Source organism: Candidatus Allofontibacter sp. (genome assembly GCF_038145245.1).
In the GTDB taxonomy this organism is placed as follows: domain Bacteria; phylum Pseudomonadota; class Alphaproteobacteria; order Pelagibacterales; family Pelagibacteraceae; genus Fontibacterium.
This window is the reverse complement of sequence record NZ_JAYQPI010000005.1, coordinates 16,653-36,616: the sequence shown is the minus strand read 5'-3', so window position 1 is coordinate 36,616 and position 19,964 is coordinate 16,653. Positions and strand designations below refer to the sequence as shown.

Below are 19,964 nucleotides of genomic sequence, written 5' to 3'. Positions count from 1 at the left end.
TATTTAAATGTTTATTCACAATCTAAATCCTATTATTATCAATTTTGGTTTTCTAGAAATTCGCTGGTACTCTTTGGCATATATTGCTGGTATTTTTCTTGGTTTTTACTATGCAAAATTTTTAATTAAAAAGTATTGGAATAAAGAAAAAATTAATATTCAAAACTTTGATAATTTTTTAATTTATATAATTCTTGGAATTATTTTCGGAGGCAGAATTGGATATATTTTTTTTTACAATTTTAATTACTATTTCCATAACCTGATCGAAATCTTATTTTTATGGCAAGGGGGAATGTCTTTTCATGGAGGTGCTATCGGAGTTTTTATTGCTTCAATAATTTTTGCAAAAAGAAATAAAATTAAAATATTTGTCTTAACTGATATAATTGTTTGTGTTGCTTCGATTGGTATTTTTTTTGGAAGAATAGCTAATTTTATAAATGGAGAATTATATGGAAAAAAAACTTTTTCAAATTATGGAGTGATATTTCCTAAAGTAGATATGGAGCCAAGGCATCCATCGCAAATTTATGAGGCTATTCTTGAAGGTTTAATATTATTTTTATTGTTGAATACTATCTTAAAATATAAAAAAAAATTATTTAATGGTGAATTATCTTGTTATTTTTTAATTCTTTATTCTGTATTTAGAATAATATCAGAAATGTTTAGAGAACCAGATAAACACATAGGCTATGTAGTTTTTAATCTATCTTTAGGAACTTGTATAAGTCTAGGTTTTTTAATGTTTGGAATTATTGCATTTAAAATAATTAAAAATGAATCTTATAGAAAAATTAATAAATAAAAAAAAATTTATTCCATTAAATCAATTTATTAATATTGCGTTATACGACAAAAAATTAGGCTACTATCAGAATAAAAAGATATTTGGTCGAAATGGGGATTTTATAACATCTCCTATCATCTCTAGTATTTTTGCAGAAATGATTTCAGTATGGATTGTGTCTTATTGGATTTATATAAAAAAACCAAAAAAAATTAACATTTTAGAATTAGGTCCTGGAAATGGCTTAATGATTAAACAATTAATAAATTCAATTAAAAGAATTAAAACGTTTGATGCGATATTTACTGTTTATCTACATGAAAAAAGTGAAAAATTAATAAAAATTCAAGAAAAAAATTTAAATGATTATAAAAATATTATTTGGATAAAAAATATTAATAAAATTAATCAATATCCAACAATAATCATAGCTAACGAATTTTTCGACGCTTTTCCTATAAAACAATTTTATAAGGAAAATAATAGTTGGTATGAGAAATGCATTTCTTTTAAAGATAATAATAAAAAGAATATTACTTATTATAAAAATAAAATTAATAAAAATTACCTTAAAAAATATTCAAAATTTTACAATATTAATAAAAGCAAAATTCTAGAGTACCCAATCAATATAGAAACTTATATTAATTCAATATCTAACATTATAAAAAAAAATAATGGAATTTTTTTAATGTTTGATTACGGTTATTCAAGCGTTATTGGCAAGAATACTATCAGAGCAATAAAAAAACACAGAGTTGTTGATTTGTTAGAGGAATACACTGATTGCGATATTACTTTCGATGTTAATTTCAATATATTAAAAAATATTTTTAAAATAAATAATATTCAAAATATAGGAGCTGTATCTCAGAATTATTTTTTACAGAAATTAGGAATTATGGAAAGAGCAGAACAAATAATTAAAAAACAAGATGCAATAACTAGTAAAAACTTAATTCTAAGTATTAACAAATTAATAAATCCAAAAGAAATGGGGAATTCCTTTCATGTATTGGCCTTTTCCAAAAAAAATTGCAAATTTAATCTAGGATTTATTTAATGATTTTTCATTCAAAAAAAATTAACAAAATACCTGGTTTGAAAAGTTTTTTTTTTACAAAAAAAAATGGCCAATCTAAAGGAATTTATAAAAGTCTTAACTGCGGATTAGGATCTAATGATAAAAAAAAAATTGTAAAAAAAAATATTACAATTGTTTCAAAAAAAGTTGGCTGCAAACTAAATAAACTAATTATATTAAGGCAATATCATAGTAATAAAATAATTAATTTTGACAATTTTTTAGTAAAAAAAAGATTCAAAGCTGATGGAATTATTACTACATATCCAAAATTTTCTTTTGGCATTTTAACTGCAGATTGCGTACCAATATTAGTTGCTGATAAAAAAAATAAGACAATTGCAGCTATTCATTCTGGATGGAAAGGTGCAAATTCTGGGATTATTGAAAATCTTATAAAAAAATTTAAACAAATAAAATCAAAAACATCAAACTTAATTGTTGCAATTGGACCTTGCATAGCGCAAAAAAATTACGAGGTAAAAAAAGACTTTGTGAAAAAAATTAAGATTAACAATTATAATTATAAAAAATATTTTATAAATAATGGTAAGAAAATTTATTTTAATCTAAGATTATTCGTAAATGACAAATTTTTAAAACTAGGAATACCAAAAAAAAATATTGATCATATTAATAGAGATACTTATAGCGATTATAAAAACTTTTTTAGTTACAGAAGATCTGTACACAATAATGAATCAGATTATGGAAGATGTATATCTGTAATCTGTAGATATTAATTGATTAACTAATAGTAAAATTATATATAAAGATCTCATGAAGATTGTATCTGGAACTGGTAGCATTTCACTAAGCGATCAAATTTGTAAATATTTAAAAACAAAACCAACTCAAAGAGAAATTGTAAGATTTGCTGACTCTGAAGTTTACGTTGAAATAAAAGAAAATATGAGAGGTAACGATGTATATTTAATACAATCAACTTCTTATCCTGCCAACGATAACATTATGGAATTACTTATATGCATAGATTCTTTGAGAAGATCTTCGGCAAAAAATATAACAGCCGTAATTCCTTATTTCGGATACGCAAGACAAGATAGAAAAGTTGTGCCAAGATCCCCTATAAGTGCAAAATTAGTTGCAAACTTAATTACAAATGCTGGAGCAAATAGAGTTCTTACGATGGATCTCCACGCAAATCAAATTCAGGGATTTTTTGATATTCCTGTTGATAATTTATATGCAGCTCCAGTTTTGCTAAAACATATATTAAAAAATATTGGCACTAAAAATATTGTTTGTGTTGCACCTGATGTTGGTGGAGTTGAAAGAGCAAGAGCTATTGGCAAAAGATTAAATGCAGGTTTAGCCATCATTGATAAAAGAAGAGAGCGTCCAGGACAATCTGAAGTTATGAATGTTATTGGCGAGGTTAAAAATAAATCCTGCATTATAATTGACGATCTAATTGATAGCGGTGGAACAATCTGTAATGCCGCAGATGCCTTAATAGAAAAAGGAGCAAAAGACGTTTATTGCTACGTTGTTCATGGAGTGCTTACAGGATCATCTATTGATAAAATTAAAAAATCTAAAATGAAAAAAATTGTTATCACTGATACAATTGATAATACAAATAAGATTAAAGGCGTTTCTAAAATAGAGGTAGTAAGTATTGCCTCATTAATTGCTGAGGCTATCAAGCGAATATCTCAATCAACTTCAGTTTCTAGCTTATTCAAATAAATAACATTAACTTGTTTTTTTTTAGAAGTTAATATAAAACAGGCGATCTTGAATATATGGAAAATTTAAAGCTCGAAGCATCAGAAAGAAAACTTAATACAAAAAGTGATCTTAAAAAATTAAGATTAGAAGGTTTTCTTCCAGGTATTTTATATGGTGATAAAGAAAAAAACTTACCTTTATCAGTTAAAAAAATATCAATTAAAAAAATGCTAGAAACTTCTAACTTTATGAGTTCTGTTATTGAAATGAGCATAGGTGGATCAAAACATAAAGTTCTAGCTAAAGATATTAATTTTCACCCTCTTAATAATGAACCTATACATATAGATTTTCAAAAAATTAATCCCGGAACTAAAGTAACCGTTAATATTCCTGTAAAATTTATCAACAGTGAGAACTGTCCAGGATTAAAAATGGGTGGCGTGTTAAACATCGTAAGAAGAAAAATAGAATTAAGATGTATTGCTGAAAATATTCCTACTGAAATTGTAGTTGATCTAACTAATAAAGAAATGAATGAAAGTATTCACATATCTTATGTAAAACTACCTGAAGGAGCAAAACCTGTAATTAGCGATAGAGACTTTACTATTGCAACAATTGCTGCTCCTACGGTTGTTAAAGAACCTGAACCAGCTGCTACGGCTACAGGTGACGTTGCAACAGGTGATGCTACAGCTCCAGCTGAAGGCACAACTGCCGCTGCGGGTGATGCCAAAGCTGCTGATGGAAAAGCGAAACCAGGAGAGGCTGCAAAATCTCCTGAAGCTGGAAAAAAACCTGCTGCCGCTGCAGCACCTGCAGATAAAAAGAAATAACAAATAAATGTTATTATTTGCGGGGTTAGGAAATCCGGATCCAAAACATTCAAATAATAGACACAATGTTGGTTTCAAACTTATAGATGCTTTAAATAAAAATTTTGGGCTCTCAAAACAAAAACCTAAGTTCAAAGGCCTACTTACTAACGGTCAAGTTCAAGACAATAAAGTAATTGTCGTAAAGCCATTAACTTTTATGAATAATTCTGGAATGTGTATTAGAGAAATAACTGATTATCATAGAATTAAGACTAATAATATTTTTGTATTTCATGATGACATGGACATTGAAATTGGAAAGATAAAAACTAAAATTGGAGGATCTAGCGGGGGTCACAATGGAATTAAGTCAATAGACGATTCTATCGGAACTGATTATAACAGAATTAGAATTGGAATAGGTCATCCTGGTGATAAAGAATTAGTAGACAAACATGTTTTAAATGATTTTACTGAAGAAGAAAAAATTATAATAGATCAAGTTATTAAAAAAATATTCAAGAATATAAATCTTCTTATAGAAAAAAAACTAGACGATTTTACTTCTAAAAGTAATCAATAAGTCTGTATGAGTTTCAAATGTGGAATTGTAGGTTTACCTAACGTGGGTAAATCAACCTTATTCAATGCTCTTACAAAATCTAAAAATGCTCAGGCAGCTAATTTTCCTTTTTGTACAATAGAACCAAATATTGGTGTTGTTACAGTTCCTGACGAAAGATTAGAAAAACTCTCAAATATTGCAAAATCAGAAAAAATTATTCCAACTTATATAACTTTTGTTGATATTGCCGGACTTGTGGCTGGTGCATCTAAAGGCGAAGGTCTGGGTAATAAATTTCTTGCAAACATTAGAGAGGTTGATGCTGTAATACATATGCTTAGATGTTTTGAATCAACTGAAATACAAAATGTAAATAAAACAGTTGATCCTATAAGAGATTTGGAAATAGTAGAGACTGAAATGATGATTTCGGATTTAGAGTCCGTAGAAAAAAGATTATCACAAAAAAAAAATAAAAATAATGAATTAAATAAAGATACTTTTCAAATATTAGAGCATATTTATGAATTATTAAAAAAAGGAGTTCGCCCAGAAAAATTAGAAGAAAAATTTGATAAAAAGTTAATCAAAAACCTAGGAGTTCTAACAACTAAGCCAAGAATTTTAGTTTGCAATGTAGATGAAAATAGCGTTAGCAATGGAAATAATTACTCAGAAAAAATAAAAAATAAATTTCAAAATGATACCGTAGTAATTGTTTCTGCTGAAATTGAGCAACAAATCACTGAACTTCAAGAATTAGAGGCTAAAGAATTTATGAAAGAAATTGGGATAAAAGAATCTGGATTAGATCAAATAATAAAAGCTGGATATAAAATCTTAAACTTAAATACTTATTTTACAGTAGGTCCTAAAGAAACTCACGCATGGACTATTGAAAAGAACTGTAAAGCTCCAGATGCAGCTGAAGTGATCCACTCTGATTTTAAAAAAGGTTTTATTAAAGCTGAAGTCATTTCTTACCTAGATTATATTCAGTATGCAGGGGAAGTCGGGGCTAGAGACAATGGGAAATTAAAGGTCGAAGGAAAAGATTATGAAGTAGTTGATGGAGATGTTTTACACTTTAGGTTCAACACGTAACCAAATCTTTTTCTTAACAAGATAAACTAATACTGTAAGAATTAATAAATAAACTACAGTTTTGAATCCTATTCTTTTTCTAGCTTCTAAATGAGGTTCTGATGCCCAAGTTAAAAAAGTAACAACATCTTTTGCAAGCTGTTCTTGAGTTGCAACAGTTCCATCTGAATAATTTACAGAGTCTTTATTTAATGGCTTTGCCATTTTAATTTTATTGCCTGACATATATTTATTGTAATAGACTCCATCTTCAAGCTTCATTCCTTTTGGTGGTTTGTCATCATAACCCATCAAAATTGAATAAATATAATCTGGTCCACCAGCTCTAGCTTTTACTAAAACTGACATATCAGGAGGATAAGCTCCCCCATTTGCAGCTCTTGCTGCTTTTTCATTGGCAAATGGACTTGCAAATTTATCAGATGGCTTCCCAGGTCTTTTAAACATTTCTCCATTATCATTAGGACCATCTAAGACTTCAACTTTTGACGCTATTGCTTTAACTTCTTCTTCTGAAAAACTCGGTCCACCTACTTCTGATAAGTTTCTATAACTTAAAAGATTCATTGAATGACAAGATGAACAAACTTCCGTATAAATTTGGTAACCTCTTTGAAGAGATGCTCTATCAAACTTTCCAAAAAAACCATCAAAAGACCAAGATTGCTTAAGTAATTTTTCTTGTTTTTCTGCAGAAAAAGAATTTGAAATATTAAATATAAAAAAGAAAAAAAATAATAAATATTTTAATGAGGAAATCATAATTTTATCTAAAAAATTTTAAATGTTTTAATTCTTCCCTTCTTTTTCCAATCTTCATATTCATGGATACTGCTAGGCATAGGTAAAGTTTTCTCTGTTAATGATACTAAAGGAGCTATTACTAAAAAGAATAAAAACCAATAAACAGTACCCACTCTAGCAATTAAAACATAAATGCCTTCTGCTGGCATTCCTCCTACGTACATCAATATAAAAAAATCAAGAACGAATAAAAAAACAAACTGCTTCCATATAGGTCTAAAAACTGATGATCTAACTTTAGATAAATCCAACCAAGGTAACAGGCCCAAAACTGCAATACTGCTTACCATTGCAATGACTCCTAAAAGTTTATCAGGAATACTTCTTAAAATTGCATAGAATGGTAAAAAATACCATTCTGGAACAATATGGGCTGGAGTTATCAAGGGATCCGCAGGAATATAATTGTCAGGGTGTCCGAGATAATTTGGGGCGTACATGGTAATTAAAACAAAAGCTAATAAAAAAATCAGCATCGCAAATAAGTCTTTGCTTGTCGTAAAAGGCGCAAAACTAACTGTATCTCTAGTGTCAGCTGGCTCTATACCAGATGGATTATTGGAACCAACAATATGTAAAGCTATTACATGGAAAATTACTACGCCTAAAATACCGAAAGCTAAAAGCCAATGCAAAACATAAAAACGATTCAAAGTAGAATCTCCAACTGAATAATCTCCCCACAACCATGTAACTATTGCTTTACCCACTAATGGAACTGCTGAAAATAAATTTGTAATAACAGTTGCGCCCCAATAACTCATCTGACCCCAAGGCAAAGTATAACCAAGGAAAGCAGTTGCCATCATCATAAAAAAAATAATAATTCCGATAAGCCACATTAGTTGTCGCGGTTCTTTATAAGAACCATAATAAAGTCCTCTAAAAATATGAATGTATACTGCTATGAAAAAGAACGAGGCAAAATTCATATGAGCGTATCTAAGAAGCCACCCATAATTTACATCTCGCATAATTTTTTCAACAGATACGAAAGCTTCAGTTGAGGATGGTTTATAATGCATTCCAAGAACTAAGCCTGTAACAATTAAGAATATTAGGCATACCATCAATATTCCACCTAAGCTCCAAAGATAACTTAAATTTTTTGGAACCTGAAAATCTAAATACTCGTATTTAAACATTCTTATAATTGGAAGTCTGTTATCTATCCAACCAACAACTCCTTTAAATGGAGATCCGCCTACTTTATTTGTATGAACAGGTTTAATTTCATTTTGATTAAAATTAGAATCTTTTCCGCTCATAATTTTTTATCCTAACTTAATTTTATTATCTCCAACAAATTCATATGTTGGAACTTCCAAATTAGTCGGTGCAGGACCTTTTCTAATTCTTCCAGAACTATCATAATGAGAACCATGACAAGGACAAAACCATCCGCCATAATCACCTTTTCCACTAATCGGAACGCAGCCTAAATGAGTACAAACTCCGACTAAAACTAACCATTCAGATTTTTTAACTCTTTTATTATCAGGTTGAGGATCTTTTAACTCTTTAAGATCAACTTTTTCAGCGCTAGCAATTTCTTCTTTGGTTCTTTTTTTAATAAAAACAGGTTTTCCTCTCCATAAGACTGTTATTTCTTGTCCCTCTTTAATTTTTGACAAATCAACTTCAATAGATGCAAGAGCTTTTACTGAAGAGTCTGGATTCATTTGGTTTATAACTGGCCAAACTGCAGCTCCAACCCCTACTACGCCTGCGGCTGTTGTTGCAACGGTTAAAAAATCCCTTCTATTTTTTTTATCTGAGCTATTATTATTTTCTGACATAAATATTTAATTTAATTATTTCTAAACTATTTTCTTTTCCATAGCCAGAATGACGCATAAATAATAAATTTCTTAATATGATTAATATTGCATTATTTCAGCCTGATATTCCTCAAAATACGGCTGCAACCATAAGATTGTGCGCATGTTTAAATGCAACTTTAGAAATTATTGAACCTTGTGGATTTCTATTTGATGAAAAAAGACTCAAAAGTATCTACATGGATTACTTTAAAAATTGCAAAATTATAAGATATCAATCATTTGATGACTTTATGAAAATTAAAAAAGATAAAAGAATAATTTTATTAACGACTAAAGCAAAAAAAAATTATTTTAACTTTGATTTTAAAAAAGATGATACGATATTATTTGGAAGAGAAAGTGCTGGTGTGCCAGAATCTATTCACAAGATAGCTTATGCAAGATTAAAAATACCTATGTCTAAAAATACTAGATCTTTAAATGTTGTAACATCTATTTCTATTGTGTTATCTGAAGCGCTTAGGCAAAACAATTACTACAATATTTGATCGTGAATCTAAATTTAGAACAAAAAAAAATTATTACTAAAAACTGGTTTGAGAATTTAAGAAATTCTATTTGCAACGAATTTGAAAAAATTGAACATTTTAAATCTAAAAAAAAAATATTTTTTAAAAAAAAAAAATGGAAAACAAAAGGAAATTCTAAAGGCGGAGGTACTTTTGCATTAATTGAGAATGGTTCCGTTTTTGAGAAAGTTGGAGTTAATATTTCCACTGTCTCAGGAAGATTTAATAAAGAATTTAGAAAAAATATTCCTGGCGCATTGTACAATCCTAATTTTTGGGCTTCCGGAATCTCTATTGTAGCACATATGAAAAATCCAAAAGTTCCTGCATTTCATTTTAATACAAGATTTATAGTCACATCAAAATCTTGGTTTGGTGGAGGAATGGATATGACTCCATGTATAAAAGATTTAAATCAAAAAGAATATTTTCATAACGAAATAAAAAAAATGTGTAATCTTCATAATAAGAATTATTATTCTCAACACAAAAAAAATTGTGATCAATATTTTTTTTTACCTCATAGGCAAGAACCTAGAGGAGATGGTGGAATATTTTATGATTATCTTAATTCTAATAACTGGGAAAAAGATTTTAATTATACAAGAGATGTTGGAATAACTTTTTTAAAAGTTTCTTCTAAAATTATAAAAGAAAAAATGTTTTTAAATTGGAATAATAAAGATAAACAAAAACAATTGATCAAAAGAGGTAGATATGTAGAATTTAATTTATTATATGATCGAGGTACTAAATTTGGTTTAAATACCAATGGAAATATTGAAGCTATTTTTATGTCGCTTCCTCCGCTTGCAAAATGGTAAAAATCTAAATGGAAAAAGAACCAATTACCCCTCAAGGTTTAGAAAAAATTAAAATAGAATTACAAGAAAGAATTTCGGTAACTAGACCTAAAATTGTAAATGCTATTTCGGAAGCAAGAGCCCACGGAGACCTTAAGGAAAATGCCGAATATCATGCTGCAAAAGAAGAACAAGGTCATAATGAAAGAAGGATCCAAGAAATTGAAACCACAATAGCTACCGCTAACATTGTGGATGTTACAAAAATTAAGAATGATAAAAAAGTTATTTTTGGATCAACAATTATTTTATTAGACGTAGAAAATAACGAAAAAAAAAAATACAAAATTGTTGGGAAAGATGAAGCTAATGCAAAAGAAGGTTTGCTATTTTATAAATCGCCGATTGCATTAGAATTGGTTTCAAAACATAGTGGCGATTTTGTCTCTGTAAAAACCCCAGCAGGAGAAAAAAATTATGAGATTATTGAAGTTCAATATATTTAATTAAAAATTAAATATTACTTAAATTTAATTTAAAGTTATTTTTAATCCAAGAATCTTTCAAAAATTCTAATTTCCTTCCAAGATCTTTTCCTTGTTTAAAACCTTTTTTAATTAAAAAATCTCCAGAAATAGGAAATTTTGGGACTCTAAATCTTTTAATAAATAATTTATATTTTTTAAAATCTTTTAAACTAATCTTTTTTTTTACACAAAAAATAAAATTTAAAAAATCTAAAGCCAAATCTTTTTTATAAAAGCATAACTGACGTTTAATTATCTGATAATTATAAGACTTATTCTTTAATAAAAGAAACTGTTTATAAATATAATCCAGATGATCTCTATCTTTATTAGATAATCTAAATTCTCTTGAAAAATACATATTATGTTTATTATTTCCTACTAATAATATTGAAAGTAATTGTAAATAATTAAATTTTAAACTTAATTTATCACACAAGATTTGAGCTCTATTTAATCTTTCAAAGAATTTTATTTTATAAACTTGATTAACAATCTTTTTAAAAAAGTTTTTTTTATTTATATTAAATAAATTTTTTAGCTCTAAAATCTTTTTAAACTCAAGAAACAATCTTTCACGAGAGATAAATTTTAAGAATTTTATATTTTTATTAATAGTTTTTATAATATATGGATCTTTAACATTATAGTTATATTCTAATGAAAATCTTATAAATCTTAGAATTCTTAAATAGTCTTCTTTAATTCTTAAATCAGGATTCCCAATAAAATTAATTTTTTTATTTTTTAAATCATCAATTCCATTAACAGGATCAAAAATTTTTCCGAATTTATCGCAATAAATTGCATTAATTGTAAAGTCTCTTCTTAAAGAATCATCAAACCAATTATTTGTGAACTGTATTTTTGTATGTCTTCCGTCAGGTAGTATATCTTTTCTTAAAGATGTAATTTCATATTTATAATTTTTAGAGAAAGTTGAAATTGACCCATATTTAATTGCTGTATCTATAACTTTATAGCCATTTTTTAATAATATTTTTTTAACTTCCTCTGGTTTGTAAATAGTAGCTAAATCAATATCAGTTGTTAATTTGCCCTCAACAGCTTTTCTAACGCAACCCCCAACAAACTTAGTATAATTTTTTAAATTAGTTGGATTTAAAATAGAAATTATTTTTTTATTTTCTTTTGAAAATAAAAATGTTTTTTTCATTAAAAATGCTAATACAATTCTATTTTTCCAGAAAACATACTTTTTTCTGATAATTTTTTGAGCAAAATTTTTTCTTTTCTAACATTTAATGAAAAAAATATATTATTATTTATCTCAAAACCAAATTGTCCATAATAGTCAAATTCTCCAATTAGAATAATAAAATCAATATTTTTTTCTTTTACCGCAGATATACTTTTATTCACTAACTCTTTGCCTATTCCTCTTCCTTTAAATTTTTGATCAACTATTAAAGGTCCCAACATTAACCCATCACAATTTTGAATCTTAGAATTAAAATATCTAATACTTCCAATTATTTTCTTTCCATGAGTATAAACTTTTGAATATTTTAAATTATGTATAAGATTCTCCCTTAATCTAAAGCTTGGTCTTGCATATCTACCTGGACCCAAAACATCTTCTTCAAGAAAAAATATTTTTTTATTATCTGATTTTTTTTCTTCTCTAATCACGGCAATTTATTTAACTTGGCTGGGGCTCCAGGATTCGAACCTGGGATGGCGGGATCAAAACCCGCTGCCTTACCGCTTGGCTAAGCCCCAATATTTATTTTAGAAGTAAGGTTATATTATTTTTGCTTTCCTTATCCAATAACTTTTATAACGTTTTTTTAGAGCTAGATTAGCTTGGGTTAAATGCAACTTATTCTCAAAAATAGCAAAACAAGCTGAGCCACTACCAGTCATCCTAGCTAGTTTACAGCCTTTCAATTTCTTAATAAAAGTTAATACTTTTAATATGGCCTTGTTATTTTTAAAAGCACTCAACTCTAAATCATTTCCTTTATAATTCAAAAATTTAAATAAAAAATTTTTATTTAAAATATTTTTTTTTAAAAGATTAATTTTTAAATTATCTTTCTTTGAAAATATTTTATTTGAAAGATAGATATTTTTTGTAGAATTAAAACAATTTGGATATACTAACAATAAATTAAATTTTGGCTTCTTATTAAATTCTATAATTTTTTTATTTGATCCATAAAGAATCTTAAAATTAGTATTTAACGAAGGTTCAACATCAGAGCCTATTTTATTGCATATTAATGAAATTGTTCTTCGTTTTAAATTTAGTTTAAGATATTTGTTAAAAAAATTTAACAAGGCGCTGACATCAGCCGAACCGCCTCCAAATCCAGAGCCTTGAGGTATATTTTTAATAATTCTAATTTTAAATTTATATTTATTAAATTTTGGGTATTTTTTTAAAATATTAAATAATTTTAATACTGTATTGTTATTTTTGCTTATTCCTTTAGAAAATTTTCCGGTAAAAATGATCTGATTATATTTTCTATTAGAAGATACAAAAATCTGATCATAAATATCAAAAAAACAAAACAGGGTTTCTATTTCATGATATTTATTTTTTAATTTTTTTATTACTTTTAAATATAGATTTATCTTTCCATAAGCTTTAAGACTTTTTTTTATCAACATTATCTAATCCGAAAATTATTTTTTCATTTATAGTTTCTTTTAAATCTTGCTCAATATTTTTAAGCTTAATAGCATTTTGCCAGACGTATCTAGCTTGAATTGGTTTTCCATTCATCCAAAGAACATCTCCGTAGTGATCATAAATAACAGCCTCGGAAGGTTCTTTTTCATAAGCTGTCTGCAAAATTTCTTCTGCCTTATCGAAATCTTTTAATAAGAAATATGCCCAGCCAAGTGAATCTAAAATATATCCACGACCTTTACTTAGGTTAACAGCTTCAATTAGCATTTCTTTTGCTTTATCTAAATTAATTTTTTTTTCTAACCAGCTATATGCTAAATAATTTAAAACCTCAGGCTGCTTAGGTGAGATTTTAAGAGCTTGTAAAAAACTTTCTTCTGCATTTTCCCATTCACCTGCTCGCTCCTGGCTAATAGCTAAATTATAATAATAAATCCAATCACTATCTTTAGTATCCTTTTTTAATGCTATTGATTTATTATACAGTTCAATAGATTTAGAATAGTTTTTATTAGTTCTTAAAAAATTTGCTAAATCAAAATATTTTTCGTATACAAAAAAATTGTTATTTTTCAAAAAATCTTCAAGCAAATTAATTTGTTTTTCAGTATTAATATTTGATAAAAATCTTAACCTTGTAAAATTAGAATACCAATAAAACTCTTTTCCTAGTTTTTCAAGGATCTGAATTTCTTTTTCTGACTGTTCTAAGTTATTTAATATAATAAGATTTTCAACTTTTAGAATTTTATTAGATAAAAAATTAGGATTTAAATATTCACTTAAATTTAAATAAAAATTTGAAACCTGAGTCTGTTCGTAATTCTGATAAAAGTTAGCAAATAAATAAAATAATTCTGCTAAACCATGATTTATATTTTTTCTCTTATAAAATTTTTCAATTTTATAAAATTTATTTTCACGAATATCTAAAAAAAGCTGTTTAAATAATAAATTTTCTGAAGATATTTCAAGATTTTGATTAATAATATCGTTGATTTTATCTTTATTATTTTTTTCCAGATAGTAAGACAAATAAAAATAATTATACCTACCTAATTCTTTTTTATTAGAGATTTCGTTAAAATGTAGGTCAATATTTTTCTGATTATCTAAATATAAATTAATTAGAATTTTTTGTGCTAAAGAAACATTTTTAAAACTAGAATTTGATTTGTCGATCTTATCGTTTAGATCTTGGGTATTTTTATTTGACAAATCTGCCCAAAAGCCAAGATTTTGGTACAATTCTAACTGTAAAGGATCATTAAAACTTTGTTTAGATAAAGAAATATAGTTTTTTAATTTTGAATATCTTTCTTTTTTAAAATCATGAACAAATAATATAAGATTAAAAGGATATAACGACTGATACGATTTATCTAATTTTTTAATAAAAATATAAGCTTCTTCAATCTTTCCATTGCTAACTAACGTCTCGACGTATTTAAAATTAAATTCTGAATGATAGATTCCTAAATTTTCAATATTTTCGAAATAATTATAAGCTCTATGTAAATCATTTTTTTGTAAATAAATACTACCAGATAGATAATTAGAAAAATAATTAGAATTTTTAACCAATCTTTTTTTATTATCTAAAATATTGGCATTCAAATGCGAATAATTTGTTATAAAGAGGAATAAACTTACTAAGTAATAAAATCTTTTATTCATAAGAATGCTTAAAAAATATTTAAGTAATAAAACTATAAACCTACTGGAATACTATTCAACTTTAAATATTAATAATTATTTTTCCAATGATATTATTAAGTCTAAGCAACAATCTTATATAAATAAAGAAAATTTAGTTTCTGAACTATTTAAAGAAATTAACAATCAGCTAAATATAAAAAAAAATAATAATTTTTTTTTTAGAGGAAATCCTGATTCTAAAATTATGATACTTGGCGGTTGTCCGTATGATGATGATATCAAAAATCAAGAAATCTTATCTGGATCTAGAGGCGAACTTTTAAGTAAGATGTTATCATCAATATCTCTCGAAAAAGATAAATATTATTTATCTAATATTTATTTTGATCAAGATATTAATATAAATAATAAACATAATTTTTATAAAGATATTTTAATTAAACATTTAAAAATCATTAAGCCACAATATATTTTATTACTTGGAGAAATTGCTTCTAACTTTTTTAGTAATTCTAATAAAAAAATACTTGATATTCATGGAAAATGGGATTCAATTGTTATTAATAAAGAAAAATTTATAACATTTACTACTTTTGATCCAGAAAGCTTATTAAAAGAACCTAAAAATAAAAGGTTATCATGGGAAGATCTTAAAAAATTTAGAAATAGAATAATTAAGGGCTAATGAATATTTTAAATGATCTTAAATTTGGCAAGAATATAATTGGTGTTGATGAAGTTGGGAGAGGATGTTTAGCGGGACCTGTATTTGCAGCCGCTATTAAATTAGATCAAAATAATTTTCCTGAAGGAATAAATGACTCAAAAAAACTTAATAAATCTAAAAGACTAAAAATATTTCAAGAACTTATAAAAAAATGTGAGTATAGTATTGGCATATCTTCTGTTGAAGAAATTGATAAATTAAATATTTTACAATCTTCATTACTTGCGATGAATAGAGCTTTAAAAAAAATTAATATTAAGGATCATGTTATTCTCGTTGATGGAAATTTTTCTCCTGATACAAATAAAAATATTAGAACGATTATTAAAGGCGATCAAAAATGCATTTCTATAGCAGCAGCTTCAATAATAGCAAAAGTTTCTAGAGATTTATTTATGGAAAAACTGTCTTTAAGGTTTCCAAATTATAGTTGGGAAAAGAATTGCGGTTATGGAACCAAAAAACATCTAGAAGCCATTAAAAAATTTGGAATTACTCAGCATCATAGAAAGACTTTTTCTCCTATACACAACCTATTGATAAATTAAAAAACAAGGCACAATCAATACGCAGACATAAGTTGACTGAGTGAGTCTTCTAATATTATTTTCTCTCCTGAGTTGTATGACAATAAAAAGAGACACTATCGTTTTAGGAGATTCATTAAAAGAATTAAAAAAAATTCCAAGTGAAACTTTTGACTGCGTTTTTGCTGATCCTCCTTACAACCTTCAATTACAAAATAATCTAGAAAGACCAGATCATTCTAAAGTTAAGGCGGTTAATGATGATTGGGATAAATTTGATAATTTAAAACAATATGATGAGTTTTCTATTTCTTGGATTAGTGAATGCAAAAGAGTTTTAAAACCTAATGGAACGATATGGGTAATCGGAACTTACCATAATATATTTAGACTAGGCAAAGTAATTCAAGATGAGGATTTTTGGATTCTTAATGACATAATATGGAATAAAAAAAATCCAATGCCTAACTTTAAAGGGACAAGATTTACCAATGCTCACGAAACATTAATCTGGGCAGCTAAAAACAAAAATTCAAAATACACATTTAACTATAAATCTTTGAAATGTTTTAATGATGACAAACAAATGAGATCTGATTGGGAATTAGCTCTTTGTACTGGAAACGAAAGATTAAAAAATGGAAAAGGAAATAAAGTCCATTCAACTCAAAAACCAGAAAGTTTATTGTACAGAATTATTCTATCATCAACTAAAAAAAGTGATTTTATACTAGATCCTTTTTTTGGCACAGGAACAACTGGCGCTGTTGCTAAAAAACTAGGACGAAACTATTATGGAATTGAGAGTAACAAAGAGTATTTCCAAACTGCAGAGACAAGAATAAAAAAAATAAAAAAAATTGATGAAAATTTTTTAAAAACTATAGAAAATAAAAGAAACGAAAAAAGAATACCGTTTGGTTATTTAATTGAAAGCGGGATAATAGAGCCTGGGCTAAGATTATTTGATGCTAAAAATAAAATCCAAGCGCATGTAATGGCTGATGGCAGTATTCTATATAAAGATATTACAGGATCTATTCACAGTGTTGGTGCCAAAGCTCAAGGAACAGAGAGTTGCAATGGCTGGTCTTTTTGGCATATTAAAATGGAGAATAAATTATATCCACTTGACTACCTAAGAGAAAAAATCAGAAAAAATAACTAGAACTTCTTGGATTATAATTAAAGATCCAACCAAACATAACCTTTTTTGCCAGAAAAGATTTTTCTATTATCTTGAAAATTGCACTTCTTAAAATAAGAAAAAATGGATTCTTTAAATGAAATAAGAAAACATTAAGCTGCGATCTAAAAATTATTTTTTGAACTCTGCTATTACGTTTATTAAAATAAAATATCCCTAAATTATTAGTAACATTCTTAATAATTTGCTCAAACAAAACATAAGAATCCTCTATTGCCAAGGCTGCTCCTTGTGCCTGAAAAGGAACAGTGCCATGCGAAGAATCTCCAATAAAAATCTGATTGTCTCTATAAAAAACTCTCTTTTTTAGAGAAAATATTGGCCATCGATATACTTCATGAAAAGTATCTAGAGTTTCCCTTAAAACTTTATTTTCTGAAAAAAATAAACTTCTAAATTGATCAGCTGAAAATGGTATTGAATAATTTATATCATCACTTGTGTAGGCTATTTTTTTTGAGGACTTGCTAATTCCTGTAAAACTTAAATCGTTCTTATTATTAATATAATAAGTAACCAAATGTTTATTACCACTTAACCATAGGCGAACAACGTCATTTTCTAATGAATATTTTGAATAAAAATTTTTAATTATTCCTCGGTAAGCATAAAAATTTGTATTATTAATAATATTATTATCTAGTCTAGATTTTGAAAAAATCCCATCTGCAGAAATTAACAAATCGCAATAATCTTCTGACCCATCATTAAATTTAATCCTAATAATATTATGATCTTTAACAGTCCGAATTACTTGTTTGTTATAAAAAATTTCTTTTGCAGATAAATTTTTTTCTAAAAATCTTATTAAAATATTTCTTTCGCAAGTTAGATAAGGCATCTTATCATTAACAATATTCTGAAGATTTATTTTAACTTCTGAATTATTTATAAAATTTTTAGAATGCATCGAATTAATACTTAAATAATTAATTCTATGAAAACTATTATTTAAAAAAAATTTTGAATCTAAAAAATCTAAAATTCTTACTGCATTTGGTGTTAATTGAATTCCTGTAGGTCTTGATGACTTTTTTTCAAATCTTTCATATATTCTGAAATTATTAAAATTATTTTTTTTAAGGAAATTAGCTAAAGTTAATCCTGCAATTCCGCCTCCTACAATAATAATTTTTTTAAACATTATTAATTTTTTTTATTTCTAATAATTTTATAAATTTTTTTGAAAAACTTGATAATAATGAATTTCCTATTCTATTATAATCCATCCAGTAAAACTGGCTATCATTAATTTTTTTAACTCTTTTAAAAAGAACAACTTTTATTAGCATTTTAATATTAGAAATATTATGAATAAAATTTTTTTTGATTATTTTTGGCTTTCCTTCAAATGAAAAATTATTTTTTTTAAAATTTATATCAAATAAGTTTTTTTTATAACTAATTAATGGAAGATTCACAAAGTCTTTTAATAATTTATTTTTATTTCTTGAAAATAAAATTTTATTTTTTTCTAAAGCATATAATAAATAATATTTTTTTGTATCAACTTTTCTTTTATTTAAAATTTTATAATCAAAATCTTTCTTTTTAAATGAAATACAATTTTGTTTTGCGGGACAAATATAGCATCTTGGATTTTGCGGAGTGCATATTAATGCTCCCATCTCCATTAATGCTTGAGCAAATTTAGAAAAATTATCTTTTGATTTAATTTCTTTTAATTTTAAAAAAATATTTTTTTTAAAGTTCTTATTATTATTTTTATAACCAAATAATCTAGCTACAAATCGTTCAACGTTTCCATCTATACCAATAAAATCTTTATTAAATGCTATAGCCATAATAGCTGATGCAGTATAATCACCTATTCCTGGAAAGCTCTTTAATGTCTCAAAGTCAGCAGGAAGCAATCCTTTATATTTAGACTGAACTATTTTTGCGGTGCTTAATAAATTTTTTGCTCTAGTATAATATCCAAGTCCTTGCCATAACTTATAGACTTTTTCTAACCTCGCTTTAGATAATTTTTTTAAATTAGGAAATGCTTTTAAAAACTTATTAAAAAAAGGAATCACTGTTTTAACTTGAGTTTGCTGAAGCATAAACTCACTTACTAAAACTTTATAAATTCTATCGTGAAAACCACGATATCTTCGCCATGGCAAATCTCTTTGATGATTATCGTACCAAGCAAGAATTTTATTTGATAAAATATTTCTCATGGTAATGGATAAATCTTCAAATAAATTATTTACTCAAGGTTTAAGACCTTTACAAAGTTTATTACCAGAAAATGCAAAAAAAATACTAAAAAAAGATGGCTTTGTATATTTTGAAATAATTAAGAATTGGAAGAACATAGTTGGTGAAAAAATTTTCAAAAATGTTGTTCCATTAAAAATAAAAAAAATTAATAATGAAAATATTCTCTTAATAAATGTTAACAAAAATATAATGATAGAGATTGAATATTCGAGAGATCAAATTATTGAGAAAATTAATAGCTTTCTAGGATATAATGCTATTAACAAAATACAAATCTTTTCTAAAGAATTTTCTTCCGAAATAAAAAAGAAAAAAATCATATTAAGCGAAAATATATTAAAAAAAATAAATGAAATTAAAAGTAAAGATTTAAAAGAAATTTTTTTAAAACTTAATAAATAAAA

23 protein-coding genes and 1 tRNA gene are annotated in these 19,964 nt (G+C 26.2%); 14 read left to right on the top strand and 10 right to left on the bottom strand.

All coding sequences use genetic code 11. The annotated features are described in order from the left end of the window. Positions 1 to 7 precede the first annotated feature (7 nt). The 7 genes from lgt to ychF are packed head-to-tail and all read left to right on the top strand — an operon-like array spanning position 8 to position 6,062. Positions 8 to 811 carry a prolipoprotein diacylglyceryl transferase gene (gene lgt / locus AC8IGH_RS01910; RefSeq protein ID WP_507419028.1) on the top strand — a complete coding sequence of 268 codons (804 nt, stop codon included), beginning with the start codon at positions 8 to 10 and terminating at the stop codon, positions 809 to 811. Then, the gene (locus AC8IGH_RS01905; protein ID WP_507419027.1) at positions 783 to 1,856 is read left to right on the top strand and encodes an SAM-dependent methyltransferase; all 1,074 of its coding nucleotides are present in this window, start codon (positions 783 to 785) and stop codon (positions 1,854 to 1,856) included. Before lgt ends, AC8IGH_RS01905 begins: the two co-directional genes overlap by 29 nt. Then, positions 1,856 to 2,620: a peptidoglycan editing factor PgeF gene (gene pgeF, locus AC8IGH_RS01900; protein ID WP_507419026.1), complete on the top strand. Its 765-nt coding sequence runs from the start codon at positions 1,856 to 1,858 to the stop codon at positions 2,618 to 2,620. The genes AC8IGH_RS01905 and pgeF overlap by 1 nt, the downstream gene beginning before the upstream one ends. A gap of 37 nt (positions 2,621 to 2,657) precedes the next feature. After that, positions 2,658 to 3,590 (top strand): ribose-phosphate pyrophosphokinase, encoded by a 933-nt coding sequence (locus AC8IGH_RS01895; RefSeq protein ID WP_507419025.1) that lies wholly within the window; start codon positions 2,658 to 2,660, stop codon positions 3,588 to 3,590. A 56-nt stretch (positions 3,591 to 3,646) separates the two neighbouring features. Then, positions 3,647 to 4,411, top strand: a complete 765-nt coding sequence (locus AC8IGH_RS01890) for a 50S ribosomal protein L25/general stress protein Ctc (protein ID WP_507419024.1) — start codon at positions 3,647 to 3,649, stop codon at positions 4,409 to 4,411. A 7-nt stretch (positions 4,412 to 4,418) separates the two neighbouring features. After that, positions 4,419 to 4,976, top strand: coding sequence for an aminoacyl-tRNA hydrolase (pth, locus tag AC8IGH_RS01885; RefSeq protein WP_507419023.1), 558 nt, complete (start codon positions 4,419 to 4,421; stop codon positions 4,974 to 4,976). A 6-nt stretch (positions 4,977 to 4,982) separates the two neighbouring features. Continuing rightward, a complete protein-coding gene (ychF, locus tag AC8IGH_RS01880) occupies positions 4,983 to 6,062 on the top strand; it encodes a redox-regulated ATPase YchF (protein WP_507419022.1) in 1,080 nt (359 codons plus the stop codon). Here the strand turns inward: ychF and AC8IGH_RS01875 are convergent. The 3 genes from AC8IGH_RS01875 to petA are packed head-to-tail and all read right to left on the bottom strand — an operon-like array spanning position 6,039 to position 8,665. Then, positions 6,039 to 6,824 carry a cytochrome c1 gene (locus AC8IGH_RS01875; protein WP_507419021.1) on the bottom strand — a complete coding sequence of 262 codons (786 nt, stop codon included), beginning with the start codon at positions 6,822 to 6,824 and terminating at the stop codon, positions 6,039 to 6,041. The two genes, ychF and AC8IGH_RS01875, sit on opposite strands and share 24 nt — an antisense overlap. Before the next feature lie 8 nt (positions 6,825 to 6,832). Then, positions 6,833 to 8,134, bottom strand: a complete 1,302-nt coding sequence (locus AC8IGH_RS01870; RefSeq protein WP_507419020.1) for a cytochrome b — start codon at positions 8,132 to 8,134, stop codon at positions 6,833 to 6,835. 6 nt (positions 8,135 to 8,140) lie between these two features. Further along, a complete protein-coding gene (gene petA, locus AC8IGH_RS01865; protein WP_507419019.1) occupies positions 8,141 to 8,665 on the bottom strand; it encodes a ubiquinol-cytochrome c reductase iron-sulfur subunit in 525 nt (174 codons plus the stop codon). Positions 8,666 to 8,742: 77 nt separating this feature from the next. Between petA and AC8IGH_RS01860 the strand changes: the two genes are divergently transcribed. From AC8IGH_RS01860 to greA, 3 genes are read left to right on the top strand one after another with little or no spacing between them, the layout of a single operon-like run. Beyond that, positions 8,743 to 9,198, top strand: coding sequence for a tRNA (cytidine(34)-2'-O)-methyltransferase (locus tag AC8IGH_RS01860; protein ID WP_507419018.1), 456 nt, complete (start codon positions 8,743 to 8,745; stop codon positions 9,196 to 9,198). Positions 9,199 to 9,200: 2 nt separating this feature from the next. Beyond that, a complete protein-coding gene (hemF, locus tag AC8IGH_RS01855; RefSeq protein WP_507419017.1) occupies positions 9,201 to 10,043 on the top strand; it encodes an oxygen-dependent coproporphyrinogen oxidase in 843 nt (280 codons plus the stop codon). Positions 10,044 to 10,051: 8 nt separating this feature from the next. After that, the gene (gene greA / locus AC8IGH_RS01850) at positions 10,052 to 10,528 is read left to right on the top strand and encodes a transcription elongation factor GreA (protein WP_507419016.1); all 477 of its coding nucleotides are present in this window, start codon (positions 10,052 to 10,054) and stop codon (positions 10,526 to 10,528) included. Between the two features lie 7 nt (positions 10,529 to 10,535). Here the strand turns inward: greA and AC8IGH_RS01845 are convergent, their stop codons facing one another. The 5 genes from AC8IGH_RS01845 to AC8IGH_RS01825 form a co-directional block, all read right to left on the bottom strand. Then, the gene (locus AC8IGH_RS01845; protein WP_507419015.1) at positions 10,536 to 11,726 is read right to left on the bottom strand and encodes a CCA tRNA nucleotidyltransferase; all 1,191 of its coding nucleotides are present in this window, start codon (positions 11,724 to 11,726) and stop codon (positions 10,536 to 10,538) included. Positions 11,727 to 11,734: 8 nt separating this feature from the next. Next, a complete protein-coding gene (locus tag AC8IGH_RS01840; protein ID WP_507419014.1) occupies positions 11,735 to 12,202 on the bottom strand; it encodes a GNAT family N-acetyltransferase in 468 nt (155 codons plus the stop codon). Positions 12,203 to 12,218: 16 nt separating this feature from the next. Continuing rightward, positions 12,219 to 12,292: transfer RNA gene (locus AC8IGH_RS01835), tRNA-Gln, on the bottom strand. 21 nt (positions 12,293 to 12,313) lie between these two features. Further along, a complete protein-coding gene (locus tag AC8IGH_RS01830; protein ID WP_507419013.1) occupies positions 12,314 to 13,189 on the bottom strand; it encodes a 4-(cytidine 5'-diphospho)-2-C-methyl-D-erythritol kinase in 876 nt (291 codons plus the stop codon). After that, on the bottom strand, positions 13,167 to 14,888 hold the full coding sequence (locus tag AC8IGH_RS01825; RefSeq protein WP_507419012.1) for a tetratricopeptide repeat protein: 1,722 nt from the start codon (positions 14,886 to 14,888) through the stop codon (positions 13,167 to 13,169). Before AC8IGH_RS01825 ends, AC8IGH_RS01830 begins: the two co-directional genes overlap by 23 nt. Positions 14,889 to 14,892: 4 nt before the next feature. On the opposite strand from AC8IGH_RS01825, the gene AC8IGH_RS01820 reads away from it, so the two are divergent. The 3 genes from AC8IGH_RS01820 to AC8IGH_RS01810 all read left to right on the top strand — a co-directional run bounded on the left by AC8IGH_RS01820 (position 14,893) and on the right by AC8IGH_RS01810 (position 17,292). Further along, entirely contained in the window at positions 14,893 to 15,555 is a 663-nt protein-coding gene (locus AC8IGH_RS01820) for a uracil-DNA glycosylase family protein (RefSeq protein ID WP_507419011.1), read from the top strand. After that, a complete protein-coding gene (rnhB, locus tag AC8IGH_RS01815; RefSeq protein ID WP_507419010.1) occupies positions 15,555 to 16,145 on the top strand; it encodes a ribonuclease HII in 591 nt (196 codons plus the stop codon). The genes AC8IGH_RS01820 and rnhB overlap by 1 nt, the downstream gene beginning before the upstream one ends. A 76-nt stretch (positions 16,146 to 16,221) precedes the next feature. After that, positions 16,222 to 17,292 (top strand): site-specific DNA-methyltransferase, encoded by a 1,071-nt coding sequence (locus tag AC8IGH_RS01810; protein WP_507419009.1) that lies wholly within the window; start codon positions 16,222 to 16,224, stop codon positions 17,290 to 17,292. On the opposite strand, the gene AC8IGH_RS01805 is transcribed toward AC8IGH_RS01810, so the two are convergent. Both AC8IGH_RS01805 and AC8IGH_RS01800 read right to left on the bottom strand, forming a co-directional pair. After that, positions 17,276 to 18,475, bottom strand: coding sequence for an FAD-dependent monooxygenase (locus AC8IGH_RS01805; protein ID WP_507419008.1), 1,200 nt, complete (start codon positions 18,473 to 18,475; stop codon positions 17,276 to 17,278). The genes AC8IGH_RS01810 and AC8IGH_RS01805 overlap by 17 nt on opposite strands. Further along, the gene (locus AC8IGH_RS01800) at positions 18,468 to 19,517 is read right to left on the bottom strand and encodes an A/G-specific adenine glycosylase (protein ID WP_507419007.1); all 1,050 of its coding nucleotides are present in this window, start codon (positions 19,515 to 19,517) and stop codon (positions 18,468 to 18,470) included. The genes AC8IGH_RS01805 and AC8IGH_RS01800 overlap by 8 nt, the downstream gene beginning before the upstream one ends. 4 nt (positions 19,518 to 19,521) lie before the next feature. Here AC8IGH_RS01800 and AC8IGH_RS01795 point away from each other — a divergent pair, with 4 nt between their 5' ends. Continuing rightward, positions 19,522 to 19,962, top strand: a complete 441-nt coding sequence (locus AC8IGH_RS01795; protein WP_507419006.1) for a DciA family protein — start codon at positions 19,522 to 19,524, stop codon at positions 19,960 to 19,962. The last annotated feature ends 2 nt before the right edge of the window (positions 19,963 to 19,964 follow it).

Excerpts from the sequence above, each read along its gene's own strand:
- lgt (WP_507419028.1), top strand. The coding sequence starts at position 8 with ATGTTTATTCACAATCTAAATCCTATTATTATCAATTTTGGTTTTCTA.
- AC8IGH_RS01905 (WP_507419027.1), top strand. The coding sequence starts at position 783 with ATGAATCTTATAGAAAAATTAATAAATAAAAAAAAATTTATTCCATTA.
- pgeF (WP_507419026.1), top strand. The coding sequence starts at position 1,856 with ATGATTTTTCATTCAAAAAAAATTAACAAAATACCTGGTTTGAAAAGT.
- AC8IGH_RS01895 (WP_507419025.1), top strand. The coding sequence starts at position 2,658 with ATGAAGATTGTATCTGGAACTGGTAGCATTTCACTAAGCGATCAAATT.
- AC8IGH_RS01890 (WP_507419024.1), top strand. The coding sequence starts at position 3,647 with ATGGAAAATTTAAAGCTCGAAGCATCAGAAAGAAAACTTAATACAAAA.
- pth (WP_507419023.1), top strand. The coding sequence starts at position 4,419 with ATGTTATTATTTGCGGGGTTAGGAAATCCGGATCCAAAACATTCAAAT.
- ychF (WP_507419022.1), top strand. The coding sequence starts at position 4,983 with ATGAGTTTCAAATGTGGAATTGTAGGTTTACCTAACGTGGGTAAATCA.
- AC8IGH_RS01875 (WP_507419021.1), bottom strand. The coding sequence starts at position 6,824 with ATGATTTCCTCATTAAAATATTTATTATTTTTTTTCTTTTTTATATTT.
- AC8IGH_RS01870 (WP_507419020.1), bottom strand. The coding sequence starts at position 8,134 with ATGAGCGGAAAAGATTCTAATTTTAATCAAAATGAAATTAAACCTGTT.
- petA (WP_507419019.1), bottom strand. The coding sequence starts at position 8,665 with ATGTCAGAAAATAATAATAGCTCAGATAAAAAAAATAGAAGGGATTTT.
- AC8IGH_RS01860 (WP_507419018.1), top strand. The coding sequence starts at position 8,743 with ATGATTAATATTGCATTATTTCAGCCTGATATTCCTCAAAATACGGCT.
- greA (WP_507419016.1), top strand. The coding sequence starts at position 10,052 with ATGGAAAAAGAACCAATTACCCCTCAAGGTTTAGAAAAAATTAAAATA.
- AC8IGH_RS01845 (WP_507419015.1), bottom strand. The coding sequence starts at position 11,726 with ATGAAAAAAACATTTTTATTTTCAAAAGAAAATAAAAAAATAATTTCT.
- AC8IGH_RS01830 (WP_507419013.1), bottom strand. The coding sequence starts at position 13,189 with ATGTTGATAAAAAAAAGTCTTAAAGCTTATGGAAAGATAAATCTATAT.
- AC8IGH_RS01825 (WP_507419012.1), bottom strand. The coding sequence starts at position 14,888 with ATGAATAAAAGATTTTATTACTTAGTAAGTTTATTCCTCTTTATAACA.
- AC8IGH_RS01820 (WP_507419011.1), top strand. The coding sequence starts at position 14,893 with ATGCTTAAAAAATATTTAAGTAATAAAACTATAAACCTACTGGAATAC.
- rnhB (WP_507419010.1), top strand. The coding sequence starts at position 15,555 with ATGAATATTTTAAATGATCTTAAATTTGGCAAGAATATAATTGGTGTT.
- AC8IGH_RS01810 (WP_507419009.1), top strand. The coding sequence starts at position 16,222 with ATGACAATAAAAAGAGACACTATCGTTTTAGGAGATTCATTAAAAGAA.
- AC8IGH_RS01805 (WP_507419008.1), bottom strand. The coding sequence starts at position 18,475 with ATGTTTAAAAAAATTATTATTGTAGGAGGCGGAATTGCAGGATTAACT.
- AC8IGH_RS01800 (WP_507419007.1), bottom strand. The coding sequence starts at position 19,517 with ATGAGAAATATTTTATCAAATAAAATTCTTGCTTGGTACGATAATCAT.
- AC8IGH_RS01795 (WP_507419006.1), top strand. The coding sequence starts at position 19,522 with ATGGATAAATCTTCAAATAAATTATTTACTCAAGGTTTAAGACCTTTA.